General features: G+C 63.1%; 15 protein-coding genes. 3 read left to right on the top strand and 12 right to left on the bottom strand.

Annotation, left to right across the window (positions count from 1 at the left end; all coding sequences use genetic code 11):
* Positions 1-79: 79 nt before the first annotated feature.
* From CBW50_RS05075 to CBW50_RS05095, 5 genes are all read right to left on the bottom strand, one after another.
* A complete protein-coding gene (locus CBW50_RS05075) occupies positions 80-859 on the bottom strand; it encodes a peptidyl-prolyl cis-trans isomerase (RefSeq protein ID WP_086144514.1) in 780 nt (259 codons plus the stop codon).
* Between the two features lie 113 nt (positions 860-972).
* Complete coding sequence (locus CBW50_RS05080; RefSeq protein ID WP_226935674.1) at positions 973-1,275, bottom strand: BolA family transcriptional regulator; 303 nt, start codon at positions 1,273-1,275, stop codon at positions 973-975.
* Positions 1,272-1,901: a septation protein A gene (locus tag CBW50_RS05085; protein ID WP_086144515.1), complete on the bottom strand. Its 630-nt coding sequence runs from the start codon at positions 1,899-1,901 to the stop codon at positions 1,272-1,274. Before CBW50_RS05085 ends, CBW50_RS05080 begins: the two co-directional genes overlap by 4 nt.
* An 84-nt stretch (positions 1,902-1,985) precedes the next feature.
* The gene (msrB, locus tag CBW50_RS05090; protein WP_086144516.1) at positions 1,986-2,387 is read right to left on the bottom strand and encodes a peptide-methionine (R)-S-oxide reductase MsrB; all 402 of its coding nucleotides are present in this window, start codon (positions 2,385-2,387) and stop codon (positions 1,986-1,988) included.
* Between the two features lie 9 nt (positions 2,388-2,396).
* Positions 2,397-3,875: a YdiU family protein gene (locus CBW50_RS05095; protein WP_086144517.1), complete on the bottom strand. Its 1,479-nt coding sequence runs from the start codon at positions 3,873-3,875 to the stop codon at positions 2,397-2,399.
* 238 nt (positions 3,876-4,113) lie between these two features.
* Here CBW50_RS05095 and CBW50_RS05100 point away from each other — a divergent pair, with 238 nt between their 5' ends.
* Positions 4,114-5,766: a 3-(methylthio)propionyl-CoA ligase gene (locus CBW50_RS05100; RefSeq protein ID WP_086144518.1), complete on the top strand. Its 1,653-nt coding sequence runs from the start codon at positions 4,114-4,116 to the stop codon at positions 5,764-5,766.
* A 6-nt stretch (positions 5,767-5,772) separates the two neighbouring features.
* Here the strand turns inward: CBW50_RS05100 and CBW50_RS05105 are convergent, their stop codons facing one another.
* From CBW50_RS05105 to CBW50_RS05120, 4 genes are read right to left on the bottom strand one after another with little or no spacing between them, the layout of a single operon-like run.
* Positions 5,773-7,296, bottom strand: a complete 1,524-nt coding sequence (locus tag CBW50_RS05105) for a chemotaxis protein CheW (RefSeq protein ID WP_226935672.1) — start codon at positions 7,294-7,296, stop codon at positions 5,773-5,775.
* Positions 7,283-7,837: a chemotaxis protein CheD gene (locus CBW50_RS05110; protein ID WP_086144519.1), complete on the bottom strand. Its 555-nt coding sequence runs from the start codon at positions 7,835-7,837 to the stop codon at positions 7,283-7,285. The genes CBW50_RS05105 and CBW50_RS05110 overlap by 14 nt, the downstream gene beginning before the upstream one ends.
* Complete coding sequence (locus CBW50_RS05115) at positions 7,834-8,658, bottom strand: protein-glutamate O-methyltransferase CheR (RefSeq protein WP_086144520.1); 825 nt, start codon at positions 8,656-8,658, stop codon at positions 7,834-7,836. The genes CBW50_RS05110 and CBW50_RS05115 overlap by 4 nt, the downstream gene beginning before the upstream one ends.
* A 3-nt stretch (positions 8,659-8,661) precedes the next feature.
* On the bottom strand, positions 8,662-10,359 hold the full coding sequence (locus tag CBW50_RS05120) for a PAS domain-containing methyl-accepting chemotaxis protein (protein ID WP_086144521.1): 1,698 nt from the start codon (positions 10,357-10,359) through the stop codon (positions 8,662-8,664).
* A 553-nt stretch (positions 10,360-10,912) separates the two neighbouring features.
* Here CBW50_RS05120 and CBW50_RS05125 point away from each other — a divergent pair.
* Entirely contained in the window at positions 10,913-13,000 is a 2,088-nt protein-coding gene (locus CBW50_RS05125; RefSeq protein ID WP_086144522.1) for a 3-hydroxyacyl-CoA dehydrogenase NAD-binding domain-containing protein, read from the top strand.
* Between the two features lie 44 nt (positions 13,001-13,044).
* Here the strand turns inward: CBW50_RS05125 and CBW50_RS05130 are convergent, their stop codons facing one another.
* From CBW50_RS05130 to CBW50_RS05140, 3 genes are all read right to left on the bottom strand, one after another.
* On the bottom strand, positions 13,045-13,881 hold the full coding sequence (locus CBW50_RS05130; RefSeq protein WP_086144523.1) for an alpha/beta hydrolase: 837 nt from the start codon (positions 13,879-13,881) through the stop codon (positions 13,045-13,047).
* A gap of 100 nt (positions 13,882-13,981) precedes the next feature.
* Positions 13,982-14,380, bottom strand: a complete 399-nt coding sequence (locus CBW50_RS05135) for a VOC family protein (protein WP_086144524.1) — start codon at positions 14,378-14,380, stop codon at positions 13,982-13,984.
* 99 nt (positions 14,381-14,479) lie between these two features.
* Entirely contained in the window at positions 14,480-14,725 is a 246-nt protein-coding gene (locus CBW50_RS05140; protein ID WP_086144525.1) for a DUF2798 domain-containing protein, read from the bottom strand.
* A gap of 113 nt (positions 14,726-14,838) precedes the next feature.
* On the opposite strand from CBW50_RS05140, the gene CBW50_RS05145 reads away from it, so the two are divergent.
* Positions 14,839-15,786, top strand: coding sequence for a LysR family transcriptional regulator (locus tag CBW50_RS05145; protein WP_086144526.1), 948 nt, complete (start codon positions 14,839-14,841; stop codon positions 15,784-15,786).
* The last annotated feature ends 44 nt before the right edge of the window (positions 15,787-15,830 follow it).

Genomic DNA, 15,830 nt, shown 5'->3' on the forward strand with positions numbered 1-15,830 from the left:
GAGTGCGCCTGCGGGGCAGTGCGCATTCAGGCGCAGAATACACGACCGGCGCCGAAAAGGGCGCCGGGGAGGTCAGTTCTTACTGAACTTTCGCTTTTTTGATCATTTCTTCCTGATACGCTTGCAGTTTCTTTTGTTGCAGCGCTTCGGCGATCTGTGGCTTGACTTCTTCCAGGGTCGGCAGTTTTGCCGCGCGGGTGTCGTCCAGCTTGATTACGTGGAAACCGTTAGGCGTTTGCACCGGGGTGTCCGTAACCTGGCCTTTTTGCAGTTTCACGAAGGCGTCGGAGAACACTTTCGGGAACGACGACGGGGCTGCCCAGTCCAGGTCGCCGCCATTGTCGGCCGAACCCGCATCTTTCGATTGCTTGGCCAGGTCTTCGAACTTGGCGCCGCCTTTCAGCTTGGCGATGATGTCTTTCGCTTCGGCTTCGGTGCCCACCAGGATATGGCGCACATGGTATTCCTTGTCGCCCGTCTGGGCCACGAAGCGGTCGTATTCGGCCTTGACTTCAGCGTCCGTGACGGGATTCTTTTTCAGGTAGTCGCCGACCAGGGCGTTGATGACGATGGCCTGGCGCGCGTTCTCGATTTGCTGCTTGACGGCTGCATCTTTACCGAAACCTTTGTTTTCCGCTTCTTGCATCAGCACTTCACGGCCGATCAAGTCCTTCTTGATCATTTCGCGCAGTTGCGGCGAATCCGGTTGCTGGCCTTGGGCGACGACTTGCTTGACGACTGCATCAACGCGCGACGATGGGATAGGCTTGCCATTAACGACGGCAACATTTTGCGCAAAAACAGGTACCGCGACAACGGCGAGTAGTGCGATCAGCAAGCGGGCTGGCTTAAAAGTCATTATTAAATCCTGTTAGGGAAAGTTTCGTAAAAAACGCATGGAAAGAAATCCATGACATGGCGCCGGAAGCAAAGGCGCACCCAAGCCGTCCGGGTACGCCAAAAACGCCATCCTTATGCTACCTCGGACGGCGCCAATGCCACAATCGCCAATGCATGTATCTCATTATGCATCATATCGTGCACGGAATCATACACCAGTCGATGGCGCATGACGAGTCTGAGGCCTTCAAATTGGCTAGAAATAATGCGCAGATTGTAATGGCCTCCGCCCGAGGCGGCGCCCGCATGGCCCCGGTGGCGCGCCGAGTCGTCTTCCAGCACGCATTCCAGAGGGGAAAGTGCCGTTTCCAGGCGGGTAAGAATGCGCTGCATGCGCGTTGCCGGCGAGGTATTCCCGGTGGTGGTATCGATCATGCGTCTTCCTTGATATGTTTGGCGAGGAACAGGGTTTGCGCCACGATGAAGGCAAAGAAGATGCCCGTCGCGCCAAACGCCTTGAAACTGACCCAGGCGGCCATGTCGCCCTTGTACAGCACGAAGGCAACGAACAAATTGAGCGCGCCGATGGCGCCGAAGAAGATGATCCAGGCGGCCAGCAACTGGTTCCATACGGCCTCGGGCAACTGCACCTGCGCTTCCATGGTCTTGCGGATCAGGTTTTTCTTGAAGCCCACATGGGCGATCAAGAGGGCCAGGCCGGACAGCCAGTAGATCAGGGTCGGCTTCCATTTCAGGAAGAAATCGTCATGCAGATAGATGCTGGCGCCGCCGAACACGACGAAGATGAACAGCGACAGCCACAGCATGCCGTCCACCTTGCGCCCGCGCAACAACAGATAGCTGACCTGGCAGGCCGTGGCGACGATGCCGACGAGGGTGGCGAGTATCCACGGCGCCTGGTCGGCCTTGATCAGGCCGCCTGACACGAAGCCGGACAAATAGTGCTGCACGAAATCGTGCGTGGCCGCTTCATACATGCCGCCCAGCTTGAAGGCGGCGAAGAAGGCGATCAGGGGGAAGAGGTCGAATAGAAATTTCATGGCGAGACTTTACTATGAGCGTGGTGTAAACATCTTAGGAATGACTTAGGAGCAATATTCGCGCTCCCGGTCATTCCTGTGGCATCAAGGCTGCGGATCGAAGCGCAAGGAGGCCGAATTGATGCAATAGCGCAAGCCGGTCGGCGGCGGGCCGTCCGGGAAGACGTGGCCCAGGTGGGCGTCACAGACGGCGCAGACGATTTCCGTGCGCACCATGCCGTGGCTGCGGTCGACGATTTCCGTGACATTCGCCGGGTCCAGCGCCTGGAAATAGCTGGGCCAGCCGCAGCCCGAGTCGAATTTCGTGTCCGAGGCGAACAAGGGCGTGTTGCAGCAGACGCAGGTGTAGACGCCGTGTTCATGGTGGTCCCAGAACTGGCCCGTGAACGCGCGTTCCGTGGCCGCGTGGCGCGTCACTTCGTATTGCATCGAGTCGAGCATGGCGCGCCATTCGGCGTCGGTTTTTCTGACTTTATTCGTGGTCATAATGACTCCTTAGGATGAGCAGCTGACTTCAAGGTGGCTGGCCCAGTCGGGCGGCAGGGCCGCATAGTGCTGGTGTTCCGGCTGTTCGTCAAATGGCTTTTGCAGTATTTCCAGCAATTTCGCCACTTCCGTGTAGTCCTGCTGCAGGGCTTTCTCGATGGCCACCTGCGCCAGGTAGTTGCGCAGCACGTATTTCGGGTTGACCCGGTCCATGGCCGCCCGGCGCCCGGCGTCAACGCTGTGCTCCTGCGCCAGGCGCGCGCGGTATTGCGCTGCCCACGCATCGAAGGCGGGGCGGTCGATGAACATGTCGCGCAGCATGGTGTCATGTTCGGGCGCCGCTAGCTGCAGTGTAGACAAGGCGCGGAAGAAATTCGTGAAATCCACGTGATTGGCTTGCATCAGCGCAAACATGCTGTCGAACAGGGCCGTATCGCCGTCCCGGCTCGCCTGCAAGCCCAGCTTGGCGCGCAGCAAGGCATTCATCTTCTCCGCAAAGGCGGGTTGGTAGCTGTCCAGCGCCGCCTGCGCCAGTTCCACTTCGCCGATCAAGGGCAGCAAAGCCTGGCCCAGCGCATAGCAGTTCCAGTGGCCCACCTGCGGCTGGTTGGCGTAGGAATAGCGGCCCTGCTGGTCCGTATGGTTGCAGATGTGTTCGGCGTCAAACGCTTCCATGAAGCCGAAGGGGCCGTAATCGAGGGTCAGGCCGAGGATGGACATATTGTCCGTATTCATGACGCCATGCATGAAGCCGACGGCTTGCCATTGCGCGATCATGTGCGCCGTGCGCACGCACACTTCGGCCAGCAAGGCCTGGTATGGATTTGCTGCGGCGCGCAAAGCGGGATAAAAAGCGTCGATCACGTAATCGGCGAGGATTTTCAGTTCGTCCGGCTGCTTGCGGTAAAACCAGTGCTCGAACGAGCCGAAGCGCACGAACGTGGGCGCCATGCGCGTGACGACGGCCGCCGTCTCGACTGTTTCGCGCATCACGCCTTGCTGCGAGCCCATGATGGACAGCGCGCGCGAGGTGGGGATGCCCAGCGCCGCCATGGCTTCCGAGCAGAGGAATTCGCGGATGGACGAGCGCAGCACGGCGCGTCCGTCGCCCATGCGCGAATACGGCGTGGCGCCGGCGCCTTTCAGCTGCAGCTCCAGCGGACCGCCTTGCGTGGCGATGTCGCCCAGCAGGATGGCGCGGCCGTCGCCCAACTGGCCGGCCCAGACGCCGAACTGGTGGCCCGAATACACGGCCGACAGGGGCTGCGAACGCTCGGCCACGGCATTGCCGATCAGCAACTCCACATAGTCGGGTTCGGCCAGGCGGGCCGCATCGAGGCCGATCAGGCTGGCAGCCGGCGCGCTGGCGGCGACGAAGTAGGGCGCGGGCAGGGGCGTGGGCATCAGCCGCGTATAGAACGCGGGCGGCAGGGCCGCAAAGGCGTTATCCAGTGGTAAGGTAGTAGCGCTGATGGCAATTCCATTCAAGGTAGGTGCGCTGGCAGACGGCGCCAGCCTGGAATGCGATTTTACCGCACGGCGCCGCAGCGTGCGGCGGACGCCTTCTGGCCTGCCGTGGCGGGCTTGGGCAGGGTGAAAAACGGAATCAAAAATTCCATGCTGCAATGCAATATCGAAATGCGTTGACGATTTCCGCACGACCGTACGAAACTAGGAAAAATCTGTCAATTCCAACAATAACCGAGTAGCCACCCCAGGAGACACGATGTCGGCATTCCCCTTGAGTCCAGTGATGGGCCAGATGATGAACCAGCCCCTGCTGATTTCCAGCATTATCGAGTTTGCAGCGCGTCATTATGGCGGCAGCGAAATCATTTCGCGGCGGGTCGAAGGCGATATGCACCGCTACACCTACCGCGATTGCCACCAGCGCGCGCGCCGGCTGGCCAATGCCCTGCATGGCCTCGGCGTCGGCATGGGCGACCGGGTCGCCACCCTGGCCTGGAACGGCTACCGCCACCTGGAAGCCTACTATGCCGTGTCCGGCTCGGGCGCGGTCTTGCACACGATCAATCCGCGCCTGTTTCCCGACCAGATCGCCTATATCTCGAACCACGCCGAAGACCAGGTCTTGCTGTTCGACCTGACTTTCCTGCCCGTGGTGGAGAAAATCGCCGCCGACTGCACCTTTGTCCGCCATTTCGTGCTGATGTGCGACCGCGACCGCATGCCCGCCAGCAGCAGCATCCCCGACCTGCTGTGCTATGAAGACCTGATCGCCACGCATTCCGACGATTACGCGTGGCCCTTGTTCGATGAAAACGCGGCCGCCACCCTGTGCTATACGTCGGGCACGACGGGCAATCCCAAGGGCGCCCTGTATTCGCACCGCTCGACCGTGCTGCACGCCTATGCCTCGGCCATGCCCAGCGCCCTGAACGTGCGCGCCTCCGATACCGTGCTGCCCGTCGTGCCCATGTTCCACGTGAATGCCTGGGGCTTGCCGTATTCCGTGCCCCTGTCCGGCGCGCGCATGGTGTTCCCCGGCGCGGCGCTGGACGGCAAGTCGCTGTATGAATTGTTCGAGGCGGAAAAAGTGACGTTCTCGGCCGGCGTGCCCACCGTCTGGCTGGGCTTGCTGAACCATGCCTTGCAGAATGACTTGAAATTCTCCTCCTTCCGCCGCACGGTGATCGGCGGCGCGGCGTGCCCGCCGGCCATGATGGATACCCTGATCGACAAGTTCGACATCGAGGTCATCCACGCCTGGGGCATGACGGAAATGTCGCCGCTGGGCACGGCAGGGGGCTTGCAGACCAAGCACCTGGACTTGCCGAAAGCCGAACAGCGCAAGATCCTGCAAAAGCAGGGCCATGCGATCTACGGCGTGGACATGAAGATCGTCGACGACGACGGCAAGGAGTTGCCGTGGGATGGCGTGGCCTACGGCCATCTGCTCGTGAAAGGGCCGTGGATCATCGCCTCGTACTACAAGAACGAGGGCGGCGACGCGCTGCAGGACGGCTGGTTCCCCACGGGCGACGTGGCCACCATCGACGCGGACGGCTACATGCAGATCACGGACCGCAGCAAGGACGTGATCAAGTCGGGCGGCGAGTGGATCGGCACGATCGACCTGGAAAACCTGGCCATGGCCCACCCGGCCGTGCTGCAGGCGGCCTGCATCGGCGTGTTCCACCCGAAATGGGATGAGCGCCCCGTGCTTGTGGTGGTATTGCGCCCCGGCATGACGGTCACGCGCGAAGCGTTATTGCAGTTTTTCGACGGCAAGATCGCCAAGTGGTGGACGCCCGACGACGTGCTGTTCATCGACGCCTTGCCCATGGGCGCCACGGGCAAGATCCAGAAGAACAAGCTGCGCGAGCAGTTCAAGGGGCACCGGCTGCCCGGCATGTAAAGCCGCCTAGGCCGCCTGCGGCAGCGCCGCCCCCAGCTTTTCCAGCAGGTGGTCGCACTGGAAGACGGACAGGGTCTGGCGCTGCGCCTCCGTGCCGATATCAAGCATTTCATCCATCTCGCTGCGCAGGTCGTCGTGCGTGCCGGTGCGGATGATTTGCGGCGCCGCAAAGCGCTGGCTGTCGGAAATGGTCATGATGTTATCGACGTGGTCGACGAGGAAGCCATAGCGTTCGTCGCCCCGTTCCACGATCAAAATCTTGCCGCTGCTGGCGTCCGGCAGGGGCGGCATCGCATACAGCCGGCGCAGGTCGATGATGCTGATCATTTGCTGGCGCAGCTTGAGCATGCCGCGCATGCAGGCCGGCATGCCCGGCGGCGTCGTGATGGCGCCGCTGAAGTCGATGATTTCGCGCACTTGCCCGATCTCCACGGCGAACGGCGTTTCCACGGTAAACGTGATGTAGACGCGGCGCCGCGCCTGGTGCGTGGCGGCGCTCGTTTCCGCATCGGCCGGATACAGGCGCGCGTGGCCGTCGCGCATCTCGACGATTTCCGTTTGCGACAGGATTTCTTTGTGGTCCAGGTAAATGATGTCGCCCAGGCCTTCTCGCGTGATGCAGCCGGCGAACATGGCGGCGCGCGCCTTGCTCAGCAGGGGAATCGGCAGTACTTCGTCGCCAAAGAAATGCACGATGCTGTCGATGGAATCGACAAGGAAGCCTACGCTCGTGTCGCCCAGCCGCACGACGATGACGCGCTGGTCCAGGGTGGCCGCCTTGGCCGCCTTGGCCGCCGCGGCCGGTTCTGCCGCCTGCAGCAGGGCGCCGAAATCGACGACGGCCACCTGGCTGCCGCGAAAATGCATGCGGCCCAGGCACAGCGCGCTGTTCAGCAGGGAGCTGTGCAGCTCCGGCACCTTGATGATTTCCTGGATGGCCAGCATTTCAAAGGCAAACGTGGCGCCGGCCGCATGGAAGCTGACGCACCGGCGGCGTTCGCCCTGCGCATGGCGGCGGGCCGTGCCGGGCCTGGCGCCGGTCGCCTGCAGGGCCAGCACGTGGGGCACGTTTTCGATGTGCAGCAGGGCGTGCGGGTCGAGGATTTGCAGCAGGCGCGCGCCGCCGCCGAGCAAGATCGTGCCGGCAATGACGGCGTGGGCGTCGCCGCTCGCATAGTGCAGGGCGCTGCGGTCGCTGGCGGGCACGCGCAGGATTTCGCCCGTCTCCTGGAAGACGATGCCGACGAGCACCTGCTGGAAGTCGAGGATGGCGATCTTGTCCGTGGCCACGGCGCGCGGCGCATCGGCGCGGAACAGCCGGCCCAGGTTGACCACCGGAATGACGCTGCCGCGCAAGGTAAACATGCCTTCCAGATAGGGCGGCGACAGGGGCAGGGCGGTGACCCTGGCCGGGTAGTTGACCACTTCGCGGATGCAGCTGGCGGGCAGGGCGAATTCATCGCCGCCGAGAAAGAAGGAGCCGAACAGTTCCGTGGCGCCGCCGCCCTCGCGTCCTTCATGCATGTCCATACGCGCTTTCCTTGCGTTGAGTCAAACCGGCTGGCGCCACGACGTCGACGACGGCATAGCTGTGGCGGGCGCAATCGATCAGCAACTGGCGCCCGTGGTTCCCGCCCAGCGCGCAAAAACTCACGCGCAAGCCGCATTGGGCCAGGTATTTCTGCGCCGCCTGCGCATTTTGCCGGCCCACCTGCAGGCGGCCATGGACGTGGGCGGGGCCGAACATGCTGGCGCCGCCCGCCAGCACCACCTCGATATCGGCGTAATCGGCCTGGCGCGCGCCCATCAGGCGCAGCAGCGCAGGCACGGCCTGGCTCACATAGCGTGCAGTCAGGGCGCATGCATCCGGCGCGCCCGCGGCACTGCCGGCGTGCGGCGCTTCGGGCAGCAGGCAGTGGGCCAGGCCGCAGCAATGGCCCTTCTTCCAGAGCAAACCGATGCCGATGCAGGACCCGAGCAGCGCCTGCAGCTGCTCGTCGCGCGTGCCCACGCTCAGCTGCCCCATGCCGACAAGCTGCAGCGGCAGGCCGGGGTCGACGATGGTGCTCATGCGCTGCCCGCCTTGTAAATCATGGGGAACTCGAACTGGTAGCCGGTGCCCAGGCGGGCGATGCTTTCCGACTCGCCCAGGATCAGCCGGCCATCGTCCCTGAGGCTGGCGCGCGCCTGGCGCAGCACGGTTTCCTGGTGCTCCGCGTCGAAATAAATCAGCACGTTGCGCAGGAATACGAGGTCGAACCGCCGCGCGGGGCGCAGCACATCGAGCAGATTGTGCTGCGCAAAGCTGACGTGCCGCCGCAGTTCCTCGTTGACCTGCACGCCATGCGGCGACGGCGTGAAGTATTTGCGCAGCAATTCCGGGTGCGACAGGCGGATGCGCTCGACGGAGCGCCCGCTGTACTGGCCCGCCTTCGCTGCGGCGAGGATGTGCCGTGAAATGTCGCTGGCCAGGATCTGGTAGCGGAAGGCGGGCGCTTGCAGCCGGAATTGCTCGCACAGCATGGCGATCGAATACAGTTCCTCGCCGCTGGCCGCGGCCGCCGACCACACGTTCAGGCAGCCGTCCGGATGGGCGCGCGCCCAGGCGGGCAGGTAGCGGTCGCGGAAGTAGTCCCAGATGTGCGGCGTGCGGAAGAACAGGGTGTCGTTGGTGGTCACCAGGTCGATGAAATGGGCTACCTCGTCGCCGTCGCTGGCCACGCGCTCCAGGTACGCCTGGTAGCTGTGCAGGGCCAGCGCCTGCAGCCGGGGCTGCAAGCGCCGTTCCAGCAGCACGCTCTTGCGCGCCGTCATGGCGATGCCCGTATGCTGGCGCACCAGGGCGATCAGGGTCGTCAGGACTTCGGGCGTCAAGGTGGCCGCGTGGCTCATCGTCTACACCACGAAGCCGGAAACGGTCTGGTTCAGGCTGCCCGCGCGCTCGTTCAGGCCATCCGTGGAGCGGGCGATGCTGTCGCAGTTGGCGGCCGACTTTTCCGTTTCCTCGGCGATGTACTGGATCGCTGTCGACACTTCGCGCGCCGTCAGCAGCTGCTCGTTGGCCGCCTTCGAGATGTCCGAGATGGCCAGCGTGGTCTTGGCCACGCCCGAGACGATCTTGTCGAAGGCGTCGCTGGCCTGGCGCGAAATCTCGCTGCCGGTGGAGACGCGCTTGACGGATTCGTTGATCAGCTTGGAAATCTCTTTTGTTGCCTGCGAGGAACGCTCGGCCAGCTTGCGCACCTCGTCGGCGACGACGGAAAAGCCCAGGCCGTGCTCGCCCGCGCGCGCCGCCTCGATGGCCGCGTTGAAGGCCAGCATATTCGTCTGGCTGGCGATCTCGCTGATGACCTTGACGATTTCGCCGATGTCTTCCGACGAGCGGTTGATCAGGTCCATCGCCTCGATGGACTTGGCGACGGCGCGCGCGCCCGCTTCCGCCTCCTGCTGCGTGGCTTTGGCCAGCGAGTCGGCGCTCGAGGTGTTTTCGGCGATGGAATTGATGGAAAACGTCAGGCCGTCGATGGAGGCGTTCATTTCCTCCACCGTCGCGCCCAGCGCCTGCGTGCCCACGGCCACGCCCGTGGCCCGCTCGGCGATCGTGTGCGAGGCGTCGGCAAAGCCGTTCGCCGCCGACACCACGTTGCCGATCACGCCACGCAGGTCGGTAATCATCTTGCTGATGCCGCCGGCCAGCAGGTCGATCGGTTCCTCGCCTTCGGGCACGATATGGCACGTCAGGTCGCCCTGGGCCGCGCGCGCCACCGATTCGAGCAGGGCGTTGACCTTGCGGCTGTCGCTGGCGGACCTGGCCTGGATGCTGTTTTCCAGGTTTACCTGGTCCGTGATGTCGATGGCGAACTTGACCACTTTATAGGGCTTGCCGTTCAGGTCGAGGATGGGATTGTAGGTGGCCTGTATCCACACCACCTTGCCGTGGTTGCCCAGGCGCTTGTAGCGGCCGCTGTCGAACTCGCCGCGGTTGAGCTTTTGCCAGAATTTCTTGTAGTCGGTGCTGCCCGCGTACTCGGGCTCGCAGAACAGGCGGTGATGTTCGCCCTTGATATCGCTCAAGTCGTAGCCCATGACGGCGAGGAAATTGTCGTTCGCGTCGAGCACGTTGCCGTGCATGTCGAACTCGATCACGGCCTGCGCCTTGCCGATGGCGCTGACCTTGCCCTCGTATTCGGCGTTGCGCGTCTTCATGGCCGTGACGTCGGTAGCGAACTTGATGACTTTATACGGCTTGCCGTTCGCGTCGAGGATGGGGTTGTACGACGCGTTGATCCACACTTCGCGCCCATCCCTGGCGCGGCGCTTGTATTCGCCCTGGTCGAATTCGCCCCGTCCCAGCTTGGCCCAGAAGTTGCTGTATTCATCCGTTTTCACATACTCGGGGTCGCAGAGGATGGCATGGTGCTTGCCTTGCACTTCGGCCAAGGTATAGCCGAGCACGCGCAGGAAATTGTCATTCGCATGCAGGATGGTGCCGTCGAGTTCGAATTCGATGACGGCCTGGACACGGTTCAGTGCCGTATTTATCGCTTGTAAGTCCAGACCCTGGGAGTGGCTGACATGGCTGGCTGCGTCCATAATGTTTCCTTCGGTGTGAGAAGAGGAATGGGGGCGATCAGGCTGCGCTTATTATTTTTCTGCTATCCATATAAGGCAGCGATGTTATTGCATCGGTTCGCGCCTGGTGATAATCGGTGAGAATGTGCGCGATGAACGGCAGCCAGTGCCGGTCCCGCGGTTTGCATTAACATAAATAAATTGTAGATTATTGATTTGAATCAATAATTTTATTATTCCCCAGCGTTTGGCGAAAAACAAGGGGCGGGAATAAATAATGTAAAAACTGTCGTAATTGACCCAGGCCGGCATATACCAGACGCATTCTTTCGTAATATAAAACGTCGTTATTATTATTGTGTTTTTATTATTTAAATGAATATTCAAGCGATAGCTTCTACTGGAACTTGCTGCTTGCAGCAGAATCTTTCCGCAAACGTTGCGGTACCATGGCAAACAATGCATGCCGTAGCGGAAAACGATAAAAATAATACGAGCGTTCTTTTATACGGTATAGTGAAGCTTCATCCCTTGCAACCACCTCATACTTGAGCAAAACCAATAAGGAAGAGACATGAGTGCTGAATATCAAGTGAACGGCGCCGTTGCCGTCATTACCCTGGCCAACCCTCCCGTCAACGGCCTGGGACTGGCCACGCGCACGGCCGCCGTGGCCGGCATCCGCCAGGCGCTGGCCGACGAGACCGTCAAAGCCATCGTCATCACGGGCGCCGGCAAGGCATTCTCCGGCGGCGCCGACATCAAGGAATTCAATTCGCCCAAGGCCCTCACGGAACCGACCCTGCATACCCTGATCAATGTCGTCGAGCAATCCACGAAGCCGGTGGTGGCGGCCATCCACAGCGTCTGCATGGGTGGCGGCCTGGAGCTGGCGCTGGGCTGCAATTACCGCGTGGTCGCGCCCGGCGCACAGATGGCCTTGCCTGAAGTCAAGCTCGGCATCTTGCCGGGCGCGGGCGGCACGCAGCGCCTGCCGCGCGTGCTGGGCCTGGAAATGGCCCTCAACATGATCGTCTCGGGCACGCCCGTGGCGTCCGACAAGCTGGCCGGCACGGCCCTGTTCGACGAAGTCATCGCGCCCGGCGCGGACTTGCTGGCCGCCGCCGTGGCCTTCGCCACGAAAGTGGCCGATGTGCGCCCGCTGCCGAAAGTGCGCGAGCGCAAGGTTGACTACCCGAACCACGAAGCGTTCCTGCAGTTTTCGCGCAATACCGTCAAAGCCATGTCCGGTCCGTTCCCCGCGCCGCTCAAATGCGTGGACGCCGTGGCGGCCGCCGTGACGATGAAATTCGACGATGGCCTCAAGTACGAGCGCGAACTGTTCATGCAGCTGGTGCAGTCGCCTGAATCGAAAGCCTTGCGCCACGCCTTCTTCGCCGAGCGTGTCGCCAGCAAGGTGCCCGACGTGCCGTCCGACACGCCCGTGCGCGCCATCGCCAAGGCGGCGATCGTCGGCGCCGGTACCATGGGCGGCGGCATCGCCATGAATTTCGCCAACGCGGGCATCCCCGTGATGCTGCTGGAAACGAAGCAGGAAGCGCTGGACAAGGGCCTGGCCACCATCCGCAGGAATTATGAAAACACGGTCAGGAAGGGCAAGTTGACGCAGGACAAGGCCGAACAGCGCATCGCGCTCGTCTCCGGCACGCTGGCCTATGCCGACATCGCGCAAGCCGACATCGTCATCGAAGCCGTCTTCGAAGAGCTGGGCGTCAAGGAAACCGTGTTCAGACAGCTCGACGCCGTCATGAAGCCGGGCGCCATTCTCGCCTCGAACACCTCCACTTTAGACCTGGACAAGATCGCCGCGTTCACCGAGCGCCCGCAGGACGTGGTCGGCACGCATTTCTTCAGCCCGGCAAACGTGATGAAGCTGCTGGAAATCGTGCGTGGCAAGGCAACGGGCAAGGACGTGCTGGCCACGGCGCTGGCGTTGTCGAAAAAGCTCAAGAAGACGGGCGTCGTCTCGGGCGTATGCGACGGCTTCATCGGCAACCGCATGATCGAGCAATACAGCCGCCAGGCCGGCTTCCTGCTGGAAGAGGGCTGCCTGCCGGAGCAGGTCGACAAGGCGGTCGAGAAATTCGGTTTCGCCATGGGCCCGTTCCGCATGGCCGACCTGGCCGGCAACGACATCGGCTGGGCCATCCGCAAGCGCCGCTATGTGGAAAAGCCGGACGTCACGTATTCGCAGACGGCCGACCTGCTGTGCGAACTGGGGCGCTTTGGCCAGAAGACGGGCGCCGGCTGGTATGACTACAAGGCGGGCGACCGCAAGGCGTATGCCTCGGAACAGGTCAACGCCATGATAGTCCGGCACTCGGCCGACATCGGCGTGGCGCGGCGCAAGATCGGCGACCAGGAAATCGTCGAACGCCTCGTGTACGCGCTCGTCAACGAGGGTGCGCGCATCCTGGAAGAGGGCATCGCCCTGCGCGCCTCGGACATCGACATGGTGTATCTGACGGGCTACGGCTTCCCCCTGTTCCGCGGCGGCCCCATGTTCTATGCCGATACGGTCGGCTTGCCGAACGTACTCGACACCATCAATGGCTACGCGAAAGGCCGCCACGGCGAAGCGTGGACGCCGGCGCCCCTGCTGGTGAAACTGGCGGGCGAGGGCAAGGGATTCAATAGCTGATTCAGATGCTGAATGCAAAAAGGGCAGATTTCTCTGCCCTTTTTTTATTTCTTCTTCGTCAGCATCTTGACCGCCTCGTTGACGATGACGGGGTTGTCCTTCTGGATGTAGGAGCCGGCGCCCGTGATGCGCTCGATGGCCGGCGCGCCGGAAAGGCGCTGCCAATCCTTTTCCTGGGCCCGCACGACGTCTTCAAACGAGCCCGTTTCCTCGATGCCGAACTTGTCGCGCACCAGCAGCATGGCGGGCAGGCGCAGCGGGCTGCTCATGTCGACGTGCTGCAGGCATTGCGTCTGTGCATCGAATTCGGCCGATTCCGTACTGTTGAACATGAGCTTGCGCCGCGTCTTCACGAGCATGGCGTAGGTGAGCGCCTCCGTCTGCAGGCGGCTCCATTGCTGCGGATGCGTGGGGTCGAGCAGGACCAGGCCGGCCACGTCCTGCGGGTACAGCCTGGCGTACACGTACTGGTACAGCCCGCCCAGGCCATGGCCGACGAGCACATATGGCGGCTTCAGGCCTGCCTGCGCCAGCAGGGCGCGCTGCTGGGCGGCGATGGTGCAGGGGTCGCGCGGCGTGGCGGTCTTCTTGCTGTCGCCGTAGCCGGGGCGGTCGTAGACGAGCACGCGGTGCTGCTTTGCCACTTCGGGCACCACCTTGGCCCACACCTCCTTGCCGTCGCCCATGGCCGACTGGAAGATGACGGGCAAGCCGTCCTGGCCGCTCAGGGTATAGGCGATGCTCGCGTCGGGCAGGGCGGCCGTGGCGGGCACGCCCGGCGCGGCCGGGGTGGACGGCAGCAGGGAGCAGCCGGACAGCAGCAGGCCGGCGCCGGAGAGGAGCATGGTGCGCGCGCGGCGGCCGACGAATAGATGATGCATGAATCTCCTTCTTGGTTCACTGCCCGGTATGGCGTGCCAGCCATTATAGGCAAATCGTCTGGAAGTGGAAATGCCGAACAGAAGCGCATTTCCCGTCCTGTCAGCCGGCGTCGGCACGATGGCAGACGGCTTCGATGCGGTTGCCGTCGGGATCGAACAGGAAGGCCGCGTAGTAGCTGGCGTGATAGTGGCGCAGCCCGGGCGCGCCCAGGTCGAAGCCGCCGTGGGCCAGGCCCGCCTGCCAGAAGGCGTCCACGGCGGCCCGCGTGGACGCCTTGAAGCAGCAATGGCGGCGCGGCGCATCGTCGGGCTGCGGGCCCAGGCGCACGGAAAAATAGCTGCGTCCGGGGTGGTCCGCATCGCTGCGCTCGCCGTAGCCTATCCAGGCGTTGGCATGGTCGCTGCCCGCCTTGGGCACGTCCAGCGCGGCAAAGACGGCGTCATAGAAGCGCTCGGCGCGTTCCAGGTCGCTGACGGTGAGGGAAACGTGATCGAGCATGGGCACTCCGCAGAAAACAGGGACGGCCATAGCATAGCCCGGATCGGGGTCGCCGTGGGCGGTAGTGACCGAGTGGCGCTGCGGGCGGGAAACTGCCGGTCAACTCGCCGCCTGGCGCGCCAGGCGGGCCGCGATATGCCGGCTCAGCTGCTGCACGCGGGGCGCGAACAGCATCACGGCGCAGAAGGCCACGGGCCAGGCGGCGAAAAACGCATGGCGCCAGCGGGGCAGGAAGTCGGCCTGCAGGCCGATATTGAGCCAGGTGACCCAGGCGCTCATCAGCAAGGTCATGACGAACGACATCAGCAGGGCAAACACGAAACGCAGGCGCAGGGCATCGGACATGGTGTATTTTTCATGAAAATGGAAGAGATGCCAGCGTAACGACTTGCAGCAATCTATACTAGAGCCATATTTTTAATTTCAAATTCCATAAATGAAACCATGCTTGAGGAATCATGCTCGATGACCTAGCCCTGTTTGTCTCCATCGTCGAGGCGGGCAGCCTGCACGCGGCCGCCGTCAAGGAAGATTTGCCGGCCGCCACCGTCACGCGCCGGCTGCAAAAGCTGGAAGGCCAGCTCGGCTACCGCTTGCTCAACCGCAGCGCGCGCCGCCTGCAGCCGACGGCGGAAGGCTGGCAATACTATGAACAGTGCCGGCCCCTGGTCCACGCCCTGCGGCAAGCCACGCAGCAGCTCGACGCCAGCCTGGCGGCCGTCTCCGGCACCATCCGCGTGCTGGCGCCCGTCAACTTCGCCAGCGGCCTGCTGACGCCCGCCTGGGTCAGCTTCATGCAGCAGTATCCGGACATCCGCCTGGAGCTGGAACTGTCGAACCTGCTGCAAGACCTGGTGGGCAGCGGCGCCGACCTGGCCATCCGCGTGGGCGCGCTCGACGATTCCTCGCTGATGCAGCGCCGCCTGGGCAGCGCTTCGCTGGTGATGGTGGCCGCGCCCGCTTACCTGGCCCGCGCCGGCGTGCCGCAGGACTTGCAGGCACTGGAACAGCACGAGTTGATCGTGGCCGAGCCGCTGCGCAGCTGGCGCTTGCGCCGGCCCGGCGACGGCGCCGAGATGGTGATCGCGCCGCAGGCGCGCCTGCGCGTCAACGAGATGCGCCTGGCCGTGGAGATGGCCGACGCCGGCATCGGCATCCTGCTGTGTCCGTTACTGCAATGCCGCGACGAGGTGGCCCGGGGCAGCCTCGTGCGCGTGCTGCCCGACTGGATGCCGCAGCCGCGCCACGTCTACGCCGTGTGGACGCAGCGGCGCTACCTGCCGGCCCGCGTGCGCGTGCTGCTCGAACACCTGGCCGCGTTCGCGGAAAACAATCCGCTGTTGAACGAGGACTTGGACGAGCGGCATGCCGTTGACGCCCATGCCGGCCGCAGTCCATTCCCGTAAGTAATTACCGAGCGCTTGTACTTCTTGCTGGGAACGCGTTAAGA

Source organism: Janthinobacterium sp. GW458P (assembly GCF_002127585.1).
Classification (GTDB): domain Bacteria; phylum Pseudomonadota; class Gammaproteobacteria; order Burkholderiales; family Burkholderiaceae_D; genus Janthinobacterium.